The sequence below is a fragment of the Paracoccus albus genome, from assembly GCF_027913035.1.
Lineage (GTDB): Bacteria > Pseudomonadota > Alphaproteobacteria > Rhodobacterales > Rhodobacteraceae > Paracoccus > Paracoccus albus.
Genome location: NZ_CP115775.1, coordinates 203325 through 222221, shown reverse-complemented (window position 1 = coordinate 222221; position 18897 = coordinate 203325). Strand labels below are relative to the sequence as shown.

The window sequence follows — 18897 nt, the reverse complement described above, 5'->3', positions numbered from 1 at the left end:
GAATAATCCTCTATGACCGATGGCAACATTATGCGTGCCAAAAAGGAAGAAAACCCGGCCGAATGGCAATTAATCGACTGCCGATACAAATCAAACCGTATCCAGATACAGCTCAATCGTCTCTTCATCTGTCAACTCGGCCATATAGTGCAGTTCCTGCCTTTTGGTCATCACGAAATTGTCTATCAGATGCTGGGGGAAGATGCGCTTTATATCGGGACAGGTGCTGAACGCCTCTATCGCCTCGGACCATGTGCCGGGTAGCTGGGAAAGGCCCTTATCATAGGCATTGCCTTCAAACGGCGGGATGGGTTCTGCCCTGTCCTCGATTCCATTCAGTGCGGCGCCGAGAATTGCGGCGATCATCAGGTAGGGGTTCACATCGCCGCCAGCCACGCGATGCTCAATCCGGCGTGCCTTCGGGCCAGAGGCCGGGATGCGGATTGCCGCGGTGCGATTTTCATAGGCCCAGCCGATTCCCGTTGGCGCATGCGCGTTCGGCACCAACCGGTCATAGCTGTTCTCATGCGGGGCGAATATCAGCGTGGATCCGGGCATGGCGCGCAGCAAACCGGCCACGGCATGGCGCAAGGTATCGGACCCCTTCGGCCCGCCATCATCGAAGACGTTCCGGCCATCGGCGTCCAGCAGCGAGAAATGCATATGCAATCCGGATCCCGACCAGACGTCATAGGGTTTTGCCATGAAGCTGGCGGCGAAGCCGAATTCGCGCGCTATCCCTTTGGTCAGGATTTTGAACAGCCATGCATCATCTGCCGCCTTCAGGGGATCGGCTTGGTGCATCATGTTGATTTCGAACTGGCCAAGTGCTGCTTCTGAAATCGCCGTGTCGGCGGGAATATCCATCGCTTCGCAGGCATCATAGAGGCGGGTGAAGAATTGATCAAACGCGTCCAGTGCGCGCAGGCTGAGCGTTTCGGCCCCGGTGCGGCGTTTGCCAGAGCGAGGGCTTGGCGGAACACGCAGCGTTTTGCCGGAATCGTCGATGACGAAGAATTCCATCTCGGTCGCGACAACAGGTGTCAGCCCGGCCGCCTTGTAGCGATCTACCACGCGGGCGAGTGCCTGCCTTGGATCACCCTCGTATGGGCGACCGTCGGAATGGAACATCCAGATCGGCAGCAGCGCGGATGGCGCCTCCAGCCAGGGCATGGGCATGAAGCCGCGCTCTGTCGGCATCAGAAGCCCGTCGGGATCGCCGGTTTCAAAGACGAGCGGACTGTCTTCGATATCCTCGCCCCATATATCCATGTTGAGCACGGAATAGGGAAATTTTGTCCCCTCGCTCAGCAGCTTTTCGGCAAAGCGGGCCGGAACCCTTTTGCCACGCGGAACGCCGTTGAGGTCAGCCGCCGCGACACGGATGGTGCGCACTTCGGGATGTTCGGAAAGCCAGTTCATCGGTTACCTGATCAGTTTCGGGCGGTATCTTGTCTTTTGCGTTGCACCCGGCAGGTGACGGTTGAGCCGCTTGTTAACGATGCCAAACAAACCGATCAGCACGAGTGTCAACAGGACGAAGTAAACCGCAACGATCGGATAGGCGACGAAGGGATTGAAGGTCTTGTCGGCGAAATAGTTCGCATAGTAAAGCCCGTCACCCTGTTGGGCGAAGGCAGGGAAGCTGGCGAAGAAAACCAGCGTGGTCGCGTGAAACAGAAATATCGCCTCATTCGTATAGGCCGGCCAGGCCAGACGCATCATGGTGGGCCAGACGACGCGCCTGAACTTGCGCCAGCCCGTCATACCGAAAGCGTCAGCAGCCTCGATGTCGCCTTTCGGCACGGATTGAAGCGCCCCATAGAAAATCTGTGCCGAATAGGCCGCGGTATTCAGCACCAGCACGATCAGCGCACCAGCCCATGCCTTGGTCAGCCAACCCGTGGCGATGGTGATACCAAACACCTCTATCCCCGCGCGTGGCAGCAGCACGAACAGTTGGTAGCCAAGGAAAAATTGTATGAATAACGGACTGCCGCGGAACAGAAAGATAAAGCCCTCCGCCGGCTTGCGGAGGAACGCGCTGTCTGACGCCTTCGCCATCGCGACGGCATTCGCAATGAAGAACCCGATGAGCAGCGCACACGCCCCGAAATAGATGTTCCACAACATCCCGGAACCGATCAGTACCACCTGCGAACACAGGTCGAAATCGGTACGCGGCAGCAGACGCTCACCAAAGCCGATAGAGCGAAAGGCATATTTCGTAATCGCCTCGGCGCAGAGCATCTGGCTCATGTCGCGGCCTTTCGCATCGCCTCACCCGCCATCGTCGCCTGACCAAGCGAAAGACGCCGGTTGACCCGGGCGAGAACGCGTTCTGATGTCCAGGTCATGAACAGGTAGAACACCAGAATTCCAAGGAAGTAATATAGCCGCCAGTCGGGATGCGGATAGGCGTATTGCTGCGTCTTGGAGGACCCTAGTTCCCTTGCCCAATAAACAATATCCTCGATCCCCAGAAGAAAAAGCAGTGGCGTTGCCTTGATCAGCACCATCCATAAATTCGACAGCCCCGGCACCGCATAGGACCACATTTGCGGTATCAGCACGCGCCGCGTCACCTGACGCTGGGACATGCCGTAGGCCTCAGCCGTTTCAAGCTGTGCGCGGGGAACGGAATTCATAGCGCCATACAGCACATTTGCCGCGAAGGCGCCGAAGACGATCGCAAAGGCCAGAACGGCAAGAAAGAAGCCATAGCTGTCATGGACCCATTCCGCGCTGCCAGAACGCGGAAGCTTCGCTTCGGAACAGACAAGGAAATCATTACCCTGCCTGACCGGGACAGAGGTATCGCAATAGACGCGGCTGCGCAGATATTCGAACAACTGGTCAAGCGCGATGGGCACGAACATGAAGAAGATGATGTCGGGTATACCGCGAACCATCGACGTATAGGTCTTACCGAACCATCGCAGGGGGGCAAAGCCTGAACGAGATGCCAATGCGCCGCCGAAGCCGAACAGCAACGCGACCGGTGCGGTAATGGCCAGCAAAAGAAGAACGGTGCCAAAGCTGGAATAAAAGCTGAGATGCGTGCCCGTCGTCAGATAACACGACAGCCATCGCAGCCCTTCCAGCGATTTGGGATCAGCGCAGTATTCGAACATCGCGAGATCACCCCGCCGCGCCAGGCGGCGGGGCGCCAATCATTAACCTTCGACCGGGGTAATCTGGGCGTCTTCCTTGCCGACGGCTTCACCGTCCGCGCCGAAATAAGTCGCGCCCTCGGCAAACCATTTCTCGATTAGCCCGTTAAGCGTGCCGTCGTCTTTCATCGAGGTGATGGCCGCATCCATCTTGTCGCGCAGCTCTGTATCGGACTGGCGCACGCCGACGCCGATGCCGCCACCCAGCGGAATATCCTCGCCAACCCATGCCAGCTCGCCGTTGGATTCGTTCACCGCAGGCGCGAGGAAGTCCTTGTCAGCAAAAACCGCATCGGCCTCACCATTGCGCACCGCTGCCAGAGTTTCATCCGGGGTCGCGAATTCCAGCAGGGTTGCCCCCGACTCTGCAACATGCGCGGCCTGAATAGTTGTCGTTTGTGCGGCAACAACAGCACCTTCGCCGATATTCGCATCAGCCGAAGTTGAGGCATAGGCCGAAGCGGCAGGCGGGAAATAGTTCTGCGTGAAGTCGATTTCCTGCTTACGCTCATCCGTGATCGACATGCCGGCCATGATGGCGTCATAGTTGGACGATTTCAGGTTCGGCAGGATCGAATCCCAGTCGTTATTGACCCAGACACATTCCAGCTCTGCCCGCTTGCAGATTTCATTGCCGACCTCGACGTCGAAACCATCCAGTTCACCGGCCTCGTTCACGAGGTTGTAGGGAGGGTAAGCGCCTTCGGTCGCAATCCGGATCGGATCTGCACTGGCAAAACCGGCGGTCAGCGCCAGAGTGGCTGTGGCAAGCAATAGCTTTCTCATTCTTTTCTCCTGTTGGTGAATCACACCGCCATAGTGGCGCTGAGGAATTGGCGCAGCCTGTCCGATTTCGGCGCGCCAAAGACCTGATCGGGCGGACCTTCTTCTTCGATCCTTCCCTGATGCAGGAATACGACATGATCACTGACATCGGCGGCAAGCTTCATGTCATGTGTCACGATGATCATGGTGCGATGTTCGGCAGCGAGGTCTTTTATGACCTTCACCACCTCTTGCTGTAGTTCAGGGTCAAGTGCGCTTGTCGGTTCATCGAAAAGCAGCGCCTTCGGCTCCATACACAGGGCGCGGGCGATGGCTGCACGCTGCTGCTGTCCGCCAGATAGTTGCGCGGGCCAGGCATCAGCCTTATCAGCGATGCCCACCTTGGCCAGCAGCTTGCGGGCACGTTCCTCGACCTGGGCCTCGGGCTGACCCAGCACTGTGATGGGTGATTCCATGACATTGCGCAGCACAGTCATATGCGCCCACAGGTTGAACTGCTGAAACACCATGGCCAGCTGCGTCCTGATGCGTGTCACCTGCACCGGGTCCGCGGGCCTGCGGGAAAGCCCCGCCCCCTTCCAGCGAACGGGCTCTTCCTGAAAATATATCTCGCCTTCCTGACTGTTTTCCAAAAGGTTGCAGCAGCGAAGCAATGTCGACTTGCCGGAACCTGAAGACCCGATAAGGCTGACGACATGACCGCGCGGCGCCGCCAGCGAGACACCTTTCAGCACCTCCAACTGTCCATAAGACTTGTGAAGGTCGCGAATTTCGATAACGGGTGTGGCGTTCGCGGTATCAGTCATGACGACGCATATCTGGCGCGATTTCATGGCGGATTGCAACGCCTTCGTGCGGGCAATACTCTGTCATCGAAAGAAAGCGATGGTGAATTATGCAGATCGGCATCCTGCAATGCGGGCAAGCGCCCGAGGCTCTGAAAGAACAGTCGGGTGATTATCCGGACATGTTTATACGTCTGCTTAGCGAAAGCGGCTTCGATTTTCGCAACTATCACGTTGAAGCGATGGAGTTTCCGGCCTCTGTCCACGAGGCCGACGGCTGGCTTCTGACCGGATCGCGACACGGCGCCTACGAAGCGCATGAGTTCATCCCACCGCTGGAGACGTTCATTCGCGATATCTACGCGGCAGCGGTCCCAATGGTCGGAATCTGTTTCGGCCATCAGATCATTGCGCAAGCGCTTGGCGGGAAAGTCGAAAAGTTCAAGGGTGGCTGGTCCGTCGGGGCGCAGGATTATAATTTTGCGGGCCAAACGCTGACGTTGAACGCTTGGCATCAGGATCAGGTCACGCGCCTACCCGAATCGGCGCGTGTGGTCGGCAAAAGCAGTTTCTGCGAAAATGCCGCGCTGATTTACCCCGGACGCGCCTTTACCGTTCAGCCACATCCTGAATTTCGCGATGAATTCGTAGAGGGGCTGATCAACACACGCGCCAAGGGCGTGGTCCCGGACGAATTGCTTGATACGGCACGCGAAAAAATGGGCGGCAAGCGCGACAGCGACATCATCGCGACGCAGATCGCTGATTTCTTCCGTTCCAATGTTGCGGATAGAAAAGGGGCGGCCTGATGTATTGCCCCGAAGCATTTGCAGAGAACCGGCCCGATGTGCTCTCGGCCTTTATACGGGCCAATCCGCTTGGCCTGCTCGTCACCGTCGGTGAAGACGGGCCAACCGCCAACTCGGTGCCGTTTGAGCTTGGCGAAGATGGCAAGCTGCGTGCCCACCTTGCCCGCGCCAACCCTCAGCTTGCAGAAGTTGACCGCGGCAACCCGATTCTGATCATTTTTCAGGGCGAGCAAAGCTATATCACGCCCAGCTGGTACGCGACCAAGCAGCAGACCGGAAAAGTCGTGCCAACTTGGAACTACCTGATGGTTCAGGTTCGCGGCACGGCGCAGACCGTTCGGGACCCGGAATGGCTGCGCAGGCAGATACGCGCACTGACACATCAAATGGAGCATGACCGCGCCGAGCCCTGGGCCGTTTCCGACGCACCGGATAAATTCATCGCGGCGCAACTTCGCGGGATTGTCGGCATAGAGATCTCGGTTTCGAGCATGACCGGAAAATGGAAAGCTGGGCAGAACCGGGTGGAAGCGGATCGAGAGGGCGTGGCTTCAGCGCTGTCGGCCACGCATCCCGTGCTGTCGGCGGCGACAATGGGGAAGAAATGAAACCGGATTGGCTGGAACAAGCACCGCAGGCCGCACAGGAATATGTGTCGGGTCGCCGCCTTGATGAGGTCGAATGCATCGTTGCCGACATCGCGGGGGTTGCGCGGGGCAAGGCAATGCCTGCCTCAAAATTCGCGCGGCAAGAGAAGTTTTATCTGCCCAACTCGATCTTCCTGCAGACGATCACCGGCGAATGGGCTGACAATCCCTCTGGCGCGTTTACCGAGCCGGATATGATTCTGACCCCGGATTACTCGACAACAACGGCGGCACCCTGGACCGCAGATTACACCTTGCAGGTGATCCACGACGTATTCGACCAGCAGGGCAAACTTGTGCCGGTGGCCCCACGAAACGTGCTGCGACGAGTGGTCAGCCTGTTCGAGGAAAAAGGCTGGCGCCCGATTGTCGCGCCCGAAATGGAATTCTTCCTTGTGGCGCGCAATACCGACCCGAACCAGCCGATCATACCGCCCATGGGTCGATCCGGACGGCGAGCGGCCGCAAAGCAGGCCTACTCGCTGTCTGCCGTTGACGAATATGGCAAGGTCATTGACGACATCTATGATTTTGCCGAGGCACAGGGCTTCGAGATTGACGGCATCCTTCAGGAAGGCGGCGCGGGTCAGGTCGAAATCAACCTTGCGCACGGCGATCCGGTGCGGCTTGCCGATGAAATCTTCTTCTTCAAGCGCCTGATCCGAGAGGCCGCCTTGCGCCATGACTGCTTTGCAACCTTCATGGCCAAACCGATTGAAGGAGAGCCGGGCAGCGCAATGCACATTCACCACTCTGTGGTGGATCTGAAAACGGGACAGAACATATTCTCGGATGACAAGGGCCGTGAGGCGCCGGAGTTCCTGCACTTCATCGCCGGAATGCAGAATCATCTTCCTGCCGCGGTAGCGCTGCTGGCACCCTACGTGAATTCCTATCGGCGCTATGTCCCGGATTTCGCGGCACCGATAAATCTGGAATGGGGGCGCGACAACCGCACGACGGGCCTGCGCGTTCCGATCTCGGGACCGGATGCGCGGCGCGTCGAAAACCGGCTGGCCGGGATGGACTGCAACCCGTATCTGGGTATCGCGGCCAGCCTTGCATGCGGATATCTGGGGCTGATCGAAAAGAACGATCCCCGCCCGGAATGCCTTGGCGATGCCTATATTTCGGAAGACGAGCTGCCGCTGACCCTTGGCGATGCACTGGACATCATGAGCGACAGCGAGCCTATGCGCGACGTTCTGGGCAATGAATTCGTCAATGTTTACGAATCCGTGAAGCGCAACGAATACAAGGAATTCCTGCAGGTCATCAGCCCGTGGGAACGCGAACACCTGCTGCTGAATGTCTGAACCGCCGGGATGGCTCGCATGAATCTGCTGTTTTCCAATGACAGGCGCGGCACCTATCCTCCTTCGCTTTATGCCGAACAGGTCACACCGCTGGCACCTTTTCCGGCGTTGAAGGGCGACATCAGGGCTGATGTCTGTGTCGTCGGCGGGGGTTATACAGGTCTGTCGGCTGCGCTGCATTTGGCCGAAGCGGGCTATGATGTCGCACTGCTGGAAGCCCACAGGGTCGGATTCGGTGCTTCGGGGCGAAACGGCGGTCAGCTGGGCTCTGGCCAACGGCTGGAGGTCGACGAGCTAGAGCGCATGGCCGGTCGGGACACCGCCCGCAAGCTCTGGGACATGGCTGAAGAGGCCAAGCGCTTGACGCGCGAGCTGGCCGCTCGCTCAGGGGTGGTCGTACATGACGGCGTGGCGCACGCGTTCCGGAAAGCGGACGAACTGGAACACGCCCGCGAAGAGATTGATCACCTTGCGCAACATTACGGCTATAGCAGCATCGAAGCGTTTGATCGCACCGATTTCCACGCAATTCTGCCATCCGACGCCTATTGCGGCGGCGTTCTTGATAATGGTGCCGGCCACCTGAATCCGCTTTCGCTTGCCCTCGGCATCGCGAATCTGGCGCACCAGGCTGGTGCGCGGATCTTCGAACTCAGTCATGTCGAGTCGGTCGAATTTGCCGAAATTGCCAGCGGCAAATCCACCGTTCATACCGCTGAGGGTCGCGTGGTTTGCGACTTAGTCGTGCTGGGCGCGAATGGCTATCTCGGCGATCTGTCGCGCGACGTGGCAGCCCGCGTCATGCCGATCAACAACTTCATTGCCGCCACGGAGCCGCTCGGCCCACGAGCGGCAGAGGTGCTGACACGAAATATCGCGGTGCATGATACAAAATTCGTCGTGAACTATTGGCGCATCGACGATGAAGGACGCCTTGTTTTCGGTGGCGGGGAAAATGTCAGCTATCGCTTCCCCAAGGATATCGGCGCGAAAGTCCGCAAACCGTTGTCGAGGATTTACCCCGCACTGGCAGATATTCCCTTCACGCATTGCTGGGGCGGGACATTGGCAATTACCATGAACCGGATGCCCTGCTTCATGCGGCCCGCACCGAACGCACTGTCAGCCAGCGGTTTTTCCGGGCACGGCCTCGCGCTGTCGACACTGGCGGGCAAGCAGATGGCAGATGCCATCGCAGGACAGGCCGACGGTTTCAATACGATGGCAGCCCTGCCCTCGCCACGCTTTCCGGGCGGTCAGTATCTTCGCTGGCCGCTGTTGGTCGCGGGCATGAGCTGGTACGCAATGCGTGACAGGCTGGGGATATAAGCAAACCGCAAGCAATCGTATCTTAGTCGAGACGCGGAAACTCTATCTTCGGACAGCGATCCTGCACGACTGTTATACCCTTCGCCTCTGCCTTGGCTGCGGCTTCGGGATGGTTGACGCCAAGCTGCATCCATATGGTCCGCAGATCGGGCAACGCACTTAACGCTTCATCCACGATTTCCGGAACGGCTTCCGAGCGCCTGAAGATATCAACCATATCCACCCCGGCGTCCGCCGGAATAGAGGACAGATCGCGATAGACCGGCTCTCCCAGAATTTCCTTGCCTTCGTGGCCCGGATTTACCGGAATGATCCTGTACCCACGCGCCTGCAGAAATCGGGCAACGCCCCAGCTTGGACGGTCCTGATTGGGCGACAATCCGACCACTGCTATGGTGCGGGCATTGTCCTTGATCTGACGCATGGTGTCGGCTTCGGTCATTCTGCTCTCCTTCGCGCGTAACCTTTCATAGAAAAAGCGCCCGGTCCATATGGCCGGGCGCAAGTCGCGGAACGAGGGACAGTGATCTGGACGCGGCCGTTCCGTGGCAGCGCGTCCATCGCTTCAATATGGGAACCGATTCGGATATTCCAAGTACCATCGCGCTTTCGTGAATTCGTCCGAGTCAACCGTCCGAACTGACGCGCACCCACATATTTTTGGCTTTCATCAGCAACTGGCGCGGATTTTCGATCAACTGCTGTCGCCGCGATTCCGAGCCGACCAGATACACTCTTTGGCCGATGATCACAAAAAGACGCGGATCGCCAGGCTCCGGCCGACCCTCGGATAGCGCCACGACACATAGCCCATCAAAACCGGGCGTATAGGCACGCGGGTTTGCCTCAAACAGGGCGCGATTCTCTTCGGAAACGAAATGATATTGCTTGCCGCGCCAGCTTGTCGAGATATCCCCCCGCCCCTCTATCGCGGCATCCCTGGTGACATAGGCGACCGGGTCATATCCGCCAAGCGCCCAGCCATCTGCAAATGCAGGCAGTGGCAATGACATCAAGGTGGCAGCGGCAAGGGATCTAAGTCGGATAAGCTTCATGGCACAGCACAATTATGAAGCATAGAAATGGCATCGCAGCGGCAATGTGTCCATGATTCGACAATAAGCCTCAAGGCGTTGTGAAACGTTGTGCGGCGGCATAAAGCGAAATTGCCGCCGCATTCGACACATTCAGCGACCCGAACTGACCGGCGAACGGAATTCTGGCGATATAGTCGCAGGTTTCCCGCGTTTTCTCGCGCAGCCCCGGACCTTCCGCGCCCAGCACAAGACAAACCGGCCGTCCCTCTACACACTCTAACACCGCATCAATCGGATCTGCCGATTCCCCTGCAAGTCCGATGATAACAAAACCGGCTTGTTTCAACTGAATCAAGGCGTCGGCAAGGTTACCAATGCGCAGATAGGGCTGACGCTCCAACGCGCCGGATGCCGTCTTGGCAAGCGCCCCCGTCTCTGGCGCTGCATGACGGGCCGGTGCGATCACCGCCCGCGCCCCGAAAACCTCGGCCGAACGCAAAATTGCGCCGACATTGTGCGGATCCGTCACCCGGTCGAGCGCCACGACCAGCGGAAGGCCCTCAGCAGAAACGGCAATATCGACAACGCTGCCCCATGCCAGCGGTTTGACCTCCAACGCGCATCCCTGATGCACGCTGTCGGGCGGCAAGCCGACAACCTTGTCGAACACACGCGCATCGGTGATCTCCGCCTCCATGCCGGCCGTGTCGCCCAGACGATCAAGGGCGTTCTGGGTCACCACGAGGCGCAATTTCTCGCGCGAGGTGTTCTGCAGGGCGTCGCGAACAGCGTGCAGGCCAAACAGCCAGATCGTCTCTGCCGCCGACGCCTTCTTGGCGCGTTCCTTAGCGATAACCCAATCCGGTTTACGGTTTCTGCGTTCAGCCATCATTTTCCCCTTTGCGCGGTTCTTCTGCGCCAACAGACCCTGACAGTGCAAGCCCGTTGCAGAATTGGCCCAATTCCTGCTTGACGACCCCGCCCGGCCCGCTTATTCCACGCCCCACGCCGAAGGCTCGGCGGGCGACGTGCTGCAAGGTGCGGCAGCGGACTGTAACTCCGCCGGGGAGACCCATGCCTGGTTCGATTCCAGGGTCGCCCACCATTTATCACTGATAATCAATTAGATCGGGTGGCCGATTTGAGCATTCATGGTTTTGAAGCTCCTCAGAAACCGTTAAAAGCATAGGCAGTCAACGGTAGCAATGTGATTGAGATCAGGTAAGTCTTTGGGCAAGGAACAACTAACCGAAGAGCAAAAAGCGGCCCGCCGCGCCAAAAATGCAGCAAATCGTGCCCGAAGGGAAGCAAACGCCGTAGCAAGGCAAGAACGGCAAGCGCGGAATAAGCAGTCCAAAACGTCGCCCAAGACAAAGAAATCGGATCCTGCGTCGCAATCGAAGCCGAAAAATGCTGCTGCTAAGCACGAAAAGCGCCAGGTGGTCATCAAGCCACCGCCGATTCCGGCACCAGCGGACATATATGACATAAGACCCGGCCCACCCGAGCACTATAACATTCTGCTGGTCGCTCAAGCCGGGCGGTTGGAATACGAAACGGTCCTATTTGTCGAATCTTTGCGCCAGAATGCGCCTGATTGGCACGGACGGCTTATCATTGCAGAACCTCTTCCAGAACATGCCTGGGGCGGTCACCACGTCCGAATCGCGGATGAAACGCGTACCATTCTACAGTCGCGTGGCGCCGAGGTTGTTCCGTTCACAGCCCGTAATTTCGGCGCCGCTTACCCGAACGGAAATAAAATCGAGGCTCTGTCGCTCCTGCCCGAGAACGAAGACTTCGTTTTCTTCGACAGCGACACGCTGGTGACGGGCCCGATCGAGGCGATCAGCATAGATTTCTCTCGTCCCTCGGCATCAATGCGCCGGGAAGGCACCTGGCCGGTTCCGCCTCTTTATGGGCCGGGCTTCAACGAAATCTGGCAATCTCTCTATGATCGATTTGATTTGGATTTTGCCATTACGCTGGACCAGGACCAGCCGGAAGAGCACTGGGAGCGCTTTCTGTATTTCAACGCCGGTTGGTTCTTCGGCAGCGACCCCGCCCTATTCGGTAAGCGGTTTCTGGAATGGGCGCTCGCAATCCGTGACGAACCCGGCGACGCGCTCGCATCGCAAGAGCTTTATCCTTGGCTAGATCAGATCGTATTGCCCCTGGTGATTCACAGCCTTGGCGGTGGACGGCCCGGCCCGGAACTGGACGGGCTGGATGGCGACATGACATGTCATTGGCGCAAACTGCCTCTGCTGTATGCACGGGAAAGCGATGCTGCCGTCGATGCACTGGAACGCGCGGCATCCGCGCCCGACGTCGCGGCATTGCTGCACCGGTGGGAACCTGCATTTCACCTGATCCTGCAGGGGAACGGTCGTTCGGCATTGCGACCGTCAATCGACCGCAACCGGCTGCCGCCAAGCGAACAACCTCTGCGTCAAAAGATCAAGCGTTCCGGCTGGTGGCTTGTCTGAGCGGATAGCTTCCAGATCGAAATGGTCGCGCTCGATGATACTCGCCAACCAACTTTCCCCGGCGCAAATTTGCGACCATACAGCGATATCAGCGCCTCATCGAATTGGCCCTGACCCTACCGTAGCTTATCTTATTCATCTTTTTGTATCCGGTCCATTTTAGTTCCCGTGGCCGGTCGCCGACTTTTTCCCTCTCTGCTGTTTGCACCTGAACCACAAAGCCATTCGCAGCGGCTTGCCTACTGGGTGGAGCGCGCGACCTTCAACTTCACGTCCCGGCCATGCTTGACAGACCATGACTGCGCGCCTTCTTCGCGGTCTGGATCAGACATCAGGGCAGCGAAGGGACGGGCCTGGCCGGGCGCAGTCAATAAGGGCCGATACCCTTCGTCGATATCACACGTTCTTCAATCGCTGGCATCATCTTTTTCCGAAGGTTGCAATCCGCCGCCTGAAAGAGCTTGCGGCAAAGCTGGACCGTGATTTGCTTGGGTCTGCGGCCCGGCGTCGAACTGTGACCGGGCTGCTGGACGGCACGTCCCAAAAGTAAAAAGGCCCCGCAAATTGCGGGACCCTTGCAGCGCTTAACTGCCCGACAATGCCGCATCACATCGGGCGCAGGTGCCGGGATGCGAATGCGTGCCGACATCGGGTAGGATCTTCCAGCAGCGTTCGCATTTCTTGCCCTCGGCGAGTTCGAATACCACACCGACGCCTTCGATATCAGGCATCCGGAATGCCTCTGCCGGGATCGGATCAGCTGTCAGCGACAGATCCGACGTAATACAGATATCGGCGAAATTCACCGATTTCAGCGCCTTCAGCATTTCTTCATCGCGGACATGGACAATCGGCGCGGCCTCAAGGCTGGCACCAATGGTCTTGTCGGTCCGCTTGACCTCAAGCGCCGCCGTCACTGCGCGGCGCGCGCGGCGCACGCCGTCCCATTTCGCGGCCAGCGGTTCGTTCAGCCAATCCGCCGGGGTTTCAGGGAAATCGTGCAGATGGACGCTGTCATCCTCGGACGGGAAGCGCGACAGCCAGACATCCTCCATCGTGAAGGGCAGGATCGGGGCAAGCCACGTGACAAGCCGATGGAACAACAGATCCAGAACCGTCCGCGCGGACCGGCGGCGCAGGCTGTCCGCCCCGTCGCAGTAAAGCGCGTCCTTGCGGATGTCGAAATAGAAGCTGGACAGATCCACCGTCGCGAACTGGAACAGCGCCTGGAACACGCCTTGGAAGTCATAGGCGTCATAGCCCTGCCGGACCTTGTGATCCAGTTGTGCAAGGCGGTGCAGCACCCATTGCTCCAGTTCCGGCATCTCCTCAGGCGCGACCTTTTCGGCATCGCTGAACCCGGACAAGTTCCCCAGCATAAAGCGCAGCGTATTGCGCAGCCGGCGATAGCTGTCGGCGGTGCCTTTCAGGATCTCCGGCCCGATGCGCTGATCGGCGGTATAGTCCACCTGCGCCACCCAGAGCCTCAGGATATCCGCACCATATTGCTTGATGACCTCGGCGGGCACGATCGTATTGCCCAGCGATTTGGACATTTTCATGCCCTTCTCGTCCAGCGTGAAGCCATGGGTCAGCACGCCGCGATAGGGCGCGCGGCCCTTGGTCGCCGATGCCTGCAACAGCGAGGAATGGAACCAGCCGCGATGCTGATCGGTGCCTTCCAGATACAGATCCGCTATCCCGTCGGAAGAGCCATCTTCGCGGTCGCGGATCACGAAAGCATGGGTCGAACCAGAGTCGAACCACACATCCAGCACGTCCATGACCTGTTCGTAATCGTCCGGGTTGACGACCCCGTCCAGCATCTTTTCCTTGAACCCATCGCGATACCAGACATCCGCGCCTTCAGCCTCAAACGCTTCGACGATGCGTTTATTGACCTGTGGATCGCGCAGCAGGAAATCGTCATCGGTGGGCTTGGCGCCTTTCCGGACAAAGGTCGTCAGCGGCACACCCCAGGCGCGTTGCCGCGACAGCACCCAGTCGGGCCGGTTTTCCACCATGGAAAAGATACGGTTGCGCCCGGTCTTCGGCGTCCATTTCACCAGATCGTCGATGCTGGTCAGCGCCCGCTGACGGATGGTCTTGCCATATTCGTCCATGCCATCGTCCAGGTCCTTGTCGATGGCAGCAAACCATTGCGGCGTGTTGCGATAGATCAGCGGCGCTTTTGAGCGCCAGCTATGCGGATAGCTGTGCTTGATCTTGCCCTTGGCCAGCAGCTTGCCCGCCCATGCGAGGTTCTTGATGACGCTGACATTGGCCGGGCCATCCTTGCCATCGGGCTGGACGATCGCCTCACCTCCGAAGATCGGAAGGTCCGGGCGATAAGAGCCGTCGGGTTCGACATTATAGGTCATTGGCAGGCCATATTTCAGGCCAAGCTGATAGTCATCATCACCGTGGCTCGGCGCAGTATGGACAAAGCCGGTGCCTGCGTCGTCAGTGACATGATCGCCTGGGAGCATGGGGACATCGTAGTCCCATTCGCCATTTGCCGCTTCGACGCCGCGAAGAGGGTGGGCAAGGGTCAAGCCGTCAAGGTCATCCGGGGTGACGTCACCAACCCGCTTATGGCTCTCGACTTTGGCCGCCTGCATCACGCTTTCGGCCAATGCGTCGGCCAGAACCAGCACTTCCCCCGGCTTTGCAGTCGCATTCTCAGCCACCGCATCAACCCTATACAGGCCATAGCTGATCTCAGGATTGAACGCGACGGCCCGGTTCTGCGGGATGGTCCAGGGCGTCGTGGTCCAGATTACAACACTGGCGCCCTTCTCTTTCACAAAAATACCCTGCGACGTCAAAACCGGGAATCGCACCCAGATCGTATGGCTTGTATGGTCGTGATATTCGACCTCTGCCTCGGCCAATGCCGTCTTTTCTACCGGCGACCACATCACGGGCTTCGAGCCCTGATAAAGCGAGCCGTTCATCAGAAGTTTCATGAACTCCTCGGCGATGACGGCCTCGGCGTGGTAGTTCATCGTCAGATAAGGGTCGTCCCATTTGCCGGTGACGCCAAGGCGTTTGAACTCATCCCGCTGGATATCGACCCATTTGTCGGCAAAGCGGCGGCATTCCTGACGGAATTCGACCGTATCGACGGCATCCTTGTCGAGACCCTTCTGGCGATACTGTTCCTCGATCTTCCATTCGATGGGCAGGCCGTGGCAGTCCCAGCCGGGGACATAACGCGCATCGCGGCCCATCATCTGCTGAGAGCGGGTGATGAAATCCTTCAGCACCTTGTTCAGCGCGTGGCCGATATGCAGGTTGCCATTCGCATAGGGGGGGCCGTCATGCAGGATAAAGGGCTTGCGGCCCTCTGCCCTGCCGCGCAGCGTGTCATAGATGTTCAGCCGCGCCCAACGCTCCAGCCATTCCGGCTCGCGCTGCGGCAGTCCGGCGCGCATGGGAAAGTCGGTTTCGGGCAGGAAAACGGTGTCGCGGTAGTCGGGGGTATCGCTCATCGGCGGGAATCCTTCGGGTCTGAAAAAAGCATACGAAATCCCGGCGGCGCGGAACCCCTACGCCGCCGGGCGGATAATTCGTATGATCCGGCCCGTTCTGAACATGGGGGCTATATAAAAAGGGCAGGCCGGGGCTGCAAGCGGGGTTGGCTTGATGGACGGGCTTAACTATCTGCAAAAGCAAGTATCCCAGAGGACCGCCCGATGACGCCCCTCGCCCCCGCCCGTTTTGACACGGCCCGCGAACATGAGGTCAGCCGCTTCGTGCAGCAGCGCTATGGGCTGATGGGGACGCTGCGCCTGCATCGTGAGGCGCTTGGCTGGGACCTGTTGCGGGCACCGCTAAACGTGATGCTTTCGCCTGTTTTTCTGATCACAAAGCTACTGGCATGGCTGCTGACGCGGCTGGGTGCCACGCGCGCCGGGGCTTGGCTGGGCAGTCGCAAGATTTTCCTGACCTCGGATGTGGCGCGGCAGGTGGAAGCCGATCTGGCCGCGCTGATCGCCCGGCTGGACGAACGCGGTGTCGGCCCCAAGGCCCCGCCCGAGGTCGTGCGCCACGCCATTTCCGCCCATGCCGATACGCGAAACGCGGTGGCAGAGATCACCACATCGCTACTGGTCTTTATCCTCGGTTTTGCGCTGTTCAAACGTGCGACGCCGGGGCTGATCTCTCTGGCCGGGCCGCTGGCAGAGTTCCGGGCCCATGGCTCTGCCGTTCGGGATTTCTGGCTGGGCGACCGGTTGGGCAGCGTCTGGTATTGGGCTTTCCCGGTCGAGCTGTCGCCCTGGCAGGTCATCGCGACCGGCGTCGTGCTGGCCATCATAGCCTCGCTGGTGACGACCTTTGCCGGGCTGATCGCCGATCCGGTGCAGCTTGCGATCGGCACCCATCGTCGCCGGCTGATGCGTATGCTGGAACGGTTGGACCGAAGCGATGCGACCCCCGGATCGGGGCTGGAGCGTGAACACCTGCTGGCCCGTGCGGGCGATCTGTCCGACGCCGCGCTGAGCCTGTGGCGCTTTTGGCGTTAGCAAAAACCCGCGCCAGACGTGTGGCTATCCCCGTCCGCGATAGGTGTCGACGCCCTGATCGGGCAGCCAGACGCCTTCGGGGACCGGGCCTGTCTGCCAGAACACGTCGATGGGCATCCCGCCGCGCGGATACCAGTAACCACCGATCCGCAGCCATTGCGGGGCAAGGGTTTCGACCAGCCGCTTACCGATGCTGACCGTGCAATCCTCATGGAACGCGCCGTGATTGCGGAACGATCCGAGATACAGTTTCAGCGATTTCGATTCGACCAGCCAGTCGCCGGGCAGATAATCAATGACCAAGTGCGCGAAATCTGGCTGGCCGGTCATCGGACACAGGCTGGTGAATTCGGGCTGGGTGAAGCGAACGACATAGGCCTCGCCCGCCTGCGGATTGGGGACGCGCTCCAGCACGGCCTCATCGGGATTGGTCGGCAGTTTCGTATCCTGACCAAGCTGAGTCAGATTATCGGTGTAATGAGGCATAGAGGCTCCTGTTTTGTCCGGGTGGGCTGCGACCGGCTGTGGCGGGCTTACCAGCAGGCCGGGCCAGGGTCAAAGCCGGGGTTGATTCAGCCGATTTGTTAGCGTTAACAATACAGCATTTACTGAGGAAAAGGGATCAGATCATGTATGTCGCACCGAAGGAAAGCGTGAATGGCGGCGTCTGGCTGCGGTTGCTGGCGGCCTTCCTGATCACCGCGATGTCGGCCATGATCCGCGAAGCATCCGATGAGGCAACGCTGGGCCAGATCATCTTCTGGCGATCGGCCATCGCGATCATTCCGATCTGTATTTATATGGCGATCCGAGGCGATTTTCCGGCCGCGCTCTACACAAGTCGCCCCGGCGCACATTTTCTGCGCGGCGCACTTGGCGCAGCGGCCATGGCATTTTCCTTCATCTCATTGGCCTATCTGCCAGTCGCCTATGCCGAAGCGCTTGGCTTTCTTGGCCCGGTCCTCACCCTGCCCATCGCCGCGATCTTTCTGGGAGAGCGGATCACGCTTTGGCTGATCGCCGCCGTCACGCTTGGATTTGCGGGTGTCATCGCGATTCTCTGGCAGGGGATGACCATGCCCGGAGAGGGCGCGCTGATCGGGATCGCCGCCGGGCTGGGATTCGCCGGTCTGGTGGCGGTCTACCGGGTCTATGTGAAGACGATGACCCGCACGGAAAGTGCGGCGACGATCTCTTTCTATTTCGCGCTGTTCACCACCTTTGTCGGGCTGGCAACGATTCCATTCGGATGGAACAGTCTGGATCTTTACGCGACATCGGTCCTGATCGGTGCCGGGCTTCTGGGCGGGCTCGCCCATATCGCCGCGACCGAATCCATGGCGCGGGCGCCGGTTTCTGTCCTTGCGCCGTTTGAGTTCACCGGGCTGGTCTGGGCGGTCGTGTTCGATTTCATGCTGTTTTCCACCCTGCCCGGCCTGCCCGGCTGGATCGGCATTATCGCGATCACGCTTGCCGGGCTGATGGTCATCATCCCGCCAGAGCGTCTGTTCAGATCACGGCTGACGATCTGACTGCGACACTACCGCACCTTGCGCACCTGATGCGGCGGGCGCATTTAGGCTGCATGAGCATTCCGCCACGCATCGAGTTGACCCCTGACCAGATCGACCGCGTCGTAAAGGTCTTTTACGCCGCGATCCGCAGGCATGAGGTGCTTGGACCGGTCTTTGCCAATCATGTCACTGACTGGCCCGCGCATGAAGAGAAGATCGCCCGCTTCTGGCGCAATACGATTCTGTTTGAACGCAGCTATGACGGCAATCCGATGCGCACCCATATTCAGGCGGGTGACGTGCAGGCTGCACATTTCCCCGTTTGGCTGGCGCTGTTTGACGAAACCCTGCGCCGCACCCTGCCCGAAGATCTCGCCGCGGCGTGGTCGGCACTGGCGCATCGGATCGGGGCTGGCCTGCGCATGGGGGTGGAGGATATTCGCGAACGTCGCCCCGGCCCGCCGACCTTGCGCTGAGGGCGGA

The 18897-nt window shown here is 59.2% G+C and carries 19 protein-coding genes and 1 tRNA gene; 10 read left to right on the top strand and 10 right to left on the bottom strand.

The annotated features are described in order from the left end of the window. Positions 1–90 precede the first annotated feature (90 nt). The 5 genes from PAF20_RS01130 to PAF20_RS01110 are packed head-to-tail and all read right to left on the bottom strand — an operon-like array spanning position 91 to position 4765. On the bottom strand, positions 91–1422 hold the full coding sequence (locus tag PAF20_RS01130; protein WP_271071927.1) for a glutamine synthetase family protein: 1332 nt from the start codon (positions 1420–1422) through the stop codon (positions 91–93). A 3-nt stretch (positions 1423–1425) separates the two neighbouring features. Further along, positions 1426–2259, bottom strand: a complete 834-nt coding sequence (locus PAF20_RS01125) for an ABC transporter permease (protein ID WP_271071926.1) — start codon at positions 2257–2259, stop codon at positions 1426–1428. Continuing rightward, positions 2256–3134 carry an ABC transporter permease gene (locus tag PAF20_RS01120; protein ID WP_271073225.1) on the bottom strand — a complete coding sequence of 293 codons (879 nt, stop codon included), beginning with the start codon at positions 3132–3134 and terminating at the stop codon, positions 2256–2258. Before PAF20_RS01120 ends, PAF20_RS01125 begins: the two co-directional genes overlap by 4 nt. Positions 3135–3176: 42 nt before the next feature. After that, a complete protein-coding gene (locus tag PAF20_RS01115) occupies positions 3177–3959 on the bottom strand; it encodes a transporter substrate-binding domain-containing protein (protein WP_271071925.1) in 783 nt (260 codons plus the stop codon). A gap of 20 nt (positions 3960–3979) precedes the next feature. Further along, positions 3980–4765 (bottom strand): ABC transporter ATP-binding protein, encoded by a 786-nt coding sequence (locus tag PAF20_RS01110; RefSeq protein WP_271071924.1) that lies wholly within the window; start codon positions 4763–4765, stop codon positions 3980–3982. A gap of 89 nt (positions 4766–4854) precedes the next feature. Here PAF20_RS01110 and PAF20_RS01105 point away from each other — a divergent pair, with 89 nt between their 5' ends. The 4 genes from PAF20_RS01105 to PAF20_RS01090 are packed head-to-tail and all read left to right on the top strand — an operon-like array spanning position 4855 to position 8845. Further along, on the top strand, positions 4855–5553 hold the full coding sequence (locus tag PAF20_RS01105) for a type 1 glutamine amidotransferase (protein WP_271071923.1): 699 nt from the start codon (positions 4855–4857) through the stop codon (positions 5551–5553). Then, on the top strand, positions 5553–6161 hold the full coding sequence (locus tag PAF20_RS01100) for an FMN-binding negative transcriptional regulator (protein ID WP_271071922.1): 609 nt from the start codon (positions 5553–5555) through the stop codon (positions 6159–6161). Before PAF20_RS01105 ends, PAF20_RS01100 begins: the two co-directional genes overlap by 1 nt. After that, positions 6158–7516 carry a glutamine synthetase family protein gene (locus PAF20_RS01095; RefSeq protein ID WP_271071921.1) on the top strand — a complete coding sequence of 453 codons (1359 nt, stop codon included), beginning with the start codon at positions 6158–6160 and terminating at the stop codon, positions 7514–7516. Before PAF20_RS01100 ends, PAF20_RS01095 begins: the two co-directional genes overlap by 4 nt. Positions 7517–7534: 18 nt before the next feature. Continuing rightward, entirely contained in the window at positions 7535–8845 is a 1311-nt protein-coding gene (locus PAF20_RS01090; RefSeq protein ID WP_271071920.1) for an NAD(P)/FAD-dependent oxidoreductase, read from the top strand. Between the two features lie 22 nt (positions 8846–8867). Here PAF20_RS01090 and PAF20_RS01085 read toward each other — a convergent pair whose 3' ends face one another. The 3 genes from PAF20_RS01085 to rlmB form a co-directional block, all read right to left on the bottom strand. Further along, entirely contained in the window at positions 8868–9287 is a 420-nt protein-coding gene (locus PAF20_RS01085) for a CoA-binding protein (protein WP_271071919.1), read from the bottom strand. Positions 9288–9471: 184 nt separating this feature from the next. After that, entirely contained in the window at positions 9472–9858 is a 387-nt protein-coding gene (locus PAF20_RS01080) for a YHS domain-containing (seleno)protein (protein ID WP_271071918.1), read from the bottom strand. A gap of 112 nt (positions 9859–9970) precedes the next feature. Next, on the bottom strand, positions 9971–10771 hold the full coding sequence (rlmB, locus tag PAF20_RS01075) for a 23S rRNA (guanosine(2251)-2'-O)-methyltransferase RlmB (protein ID WP_271071917.1): 801 nt from the start codon (positions 10769–10771) through the stop codon (positions 9971–9973). Positions 10772–10903: 132 nt separating this feature from the next. Here rlmB and PAF20_RS01070 point away from each other — a divergent pair. The 3 genes from PAF20_RS01070 to PAF20_RS01060 all read left to right on the top strand — a co-directional run bounded on the left by PAF20_RS01070 (position 10904) and on the right by PAF20_RS01060 (position 12921). After that, positions 10904–10987, top strand: a tRNA-Tyr gene (locus tag PAF20_RS01070). Between the two features lie 334 nt (positions 10988–11321). Continuing rightward, on the top strand, positions 11322–12371 hold the full coding sequence (locus PAF20_RS01065; RefSeq protein WP_491899795.1) for a GT-B fold glycosyltransferase domain-containing protein: 1050 nt from the start codon (positions 11322–11324) through the stop codon (positions 12369–12371). 295 nt (positions 12372–12666) lie between these two features. Continuing rightward, the gene (locus PAF20_RS01060) at positions 12667–12921 is read left to right on the top strand and encodes a hypothetical protein (RefSeq protein ID WP_271071916.1); all 255 of its coding nucleotides are present in this window, start codon (positions 12667–12669) and stop codon (positions 12919–12921) included. 34 nt (positions 12922–12955) lie between these two features. Here PAF20_RS01060 and ileS read toward each other — a convergent pair whose 3' ends face one another. Then, entirely contained in the window at positions 12956–15865 is a 2910-nt protein-coding gene (ileS, locus tag PAF20_RS01055; protein ID WP_271071915.1) for an isoleucine--tRNA ligase, read from the bottom strand. Positions 15866–16069: 204 nt separating this feature from the next. Between ileS and PAF20_RS01050 the strand changes: the two genes are divergently transcribed. Then, entirely contained in the window at positions 16070–16900 is an 831-nt protein-coding gene (locus PAF20_RS01050) for a DUF6635 family protein (RefSeq protein ID WP_271071914.1), read from the top strand. Positions 16901–16924: 24 nt separating this feature from the next. Here the strand turns inward: PAF20_RS01050 and queF are convergent, their stop codons facing one another. Then, positions 16925–17386 carry a preQ(1) synthase gene (gene queF, locus PAF20_RS01045; protein WP_271071913.1) on the bottom strand — a complete coding sequence of 154 codons (462 nt, stop codon included), beginning with the start codon at positions 17384–17386 and terminating at the stop codon, positions 16925–16927. Between the two features lie 143 nt (positions 17387–17529). Between queF and PAF20_RS01040 the strand changes: the two genes are divergently transcribed. Both PAF20_RS01040 and PAF20_RS01035 read left to right on the top strand, forming a co-directional pair. Continuing rightward, positions 17530–18432, top strand: a complete 903-nt coding sequence (locus PAF20_RS01040) for a DMT family transporter (protein ID WP_271071912.1) — start codon at positions 17530–17532, stop codon at positions 18430–18432. 53 nt (positions 18433–18485) lie between these two features. After that, positions 18486–18890 (top strand): group III truncated hemoglobin, encoded by a 405-nt coding sequence (locus PAF20_RS01035; protein WP_271071911.1) that lies wholly within the window; start codon positions 18486–18488, stop codon positions 18888–18890. The last annotated feature ends 7 nt before the right edge of the window (positions 18891–18897 follow it).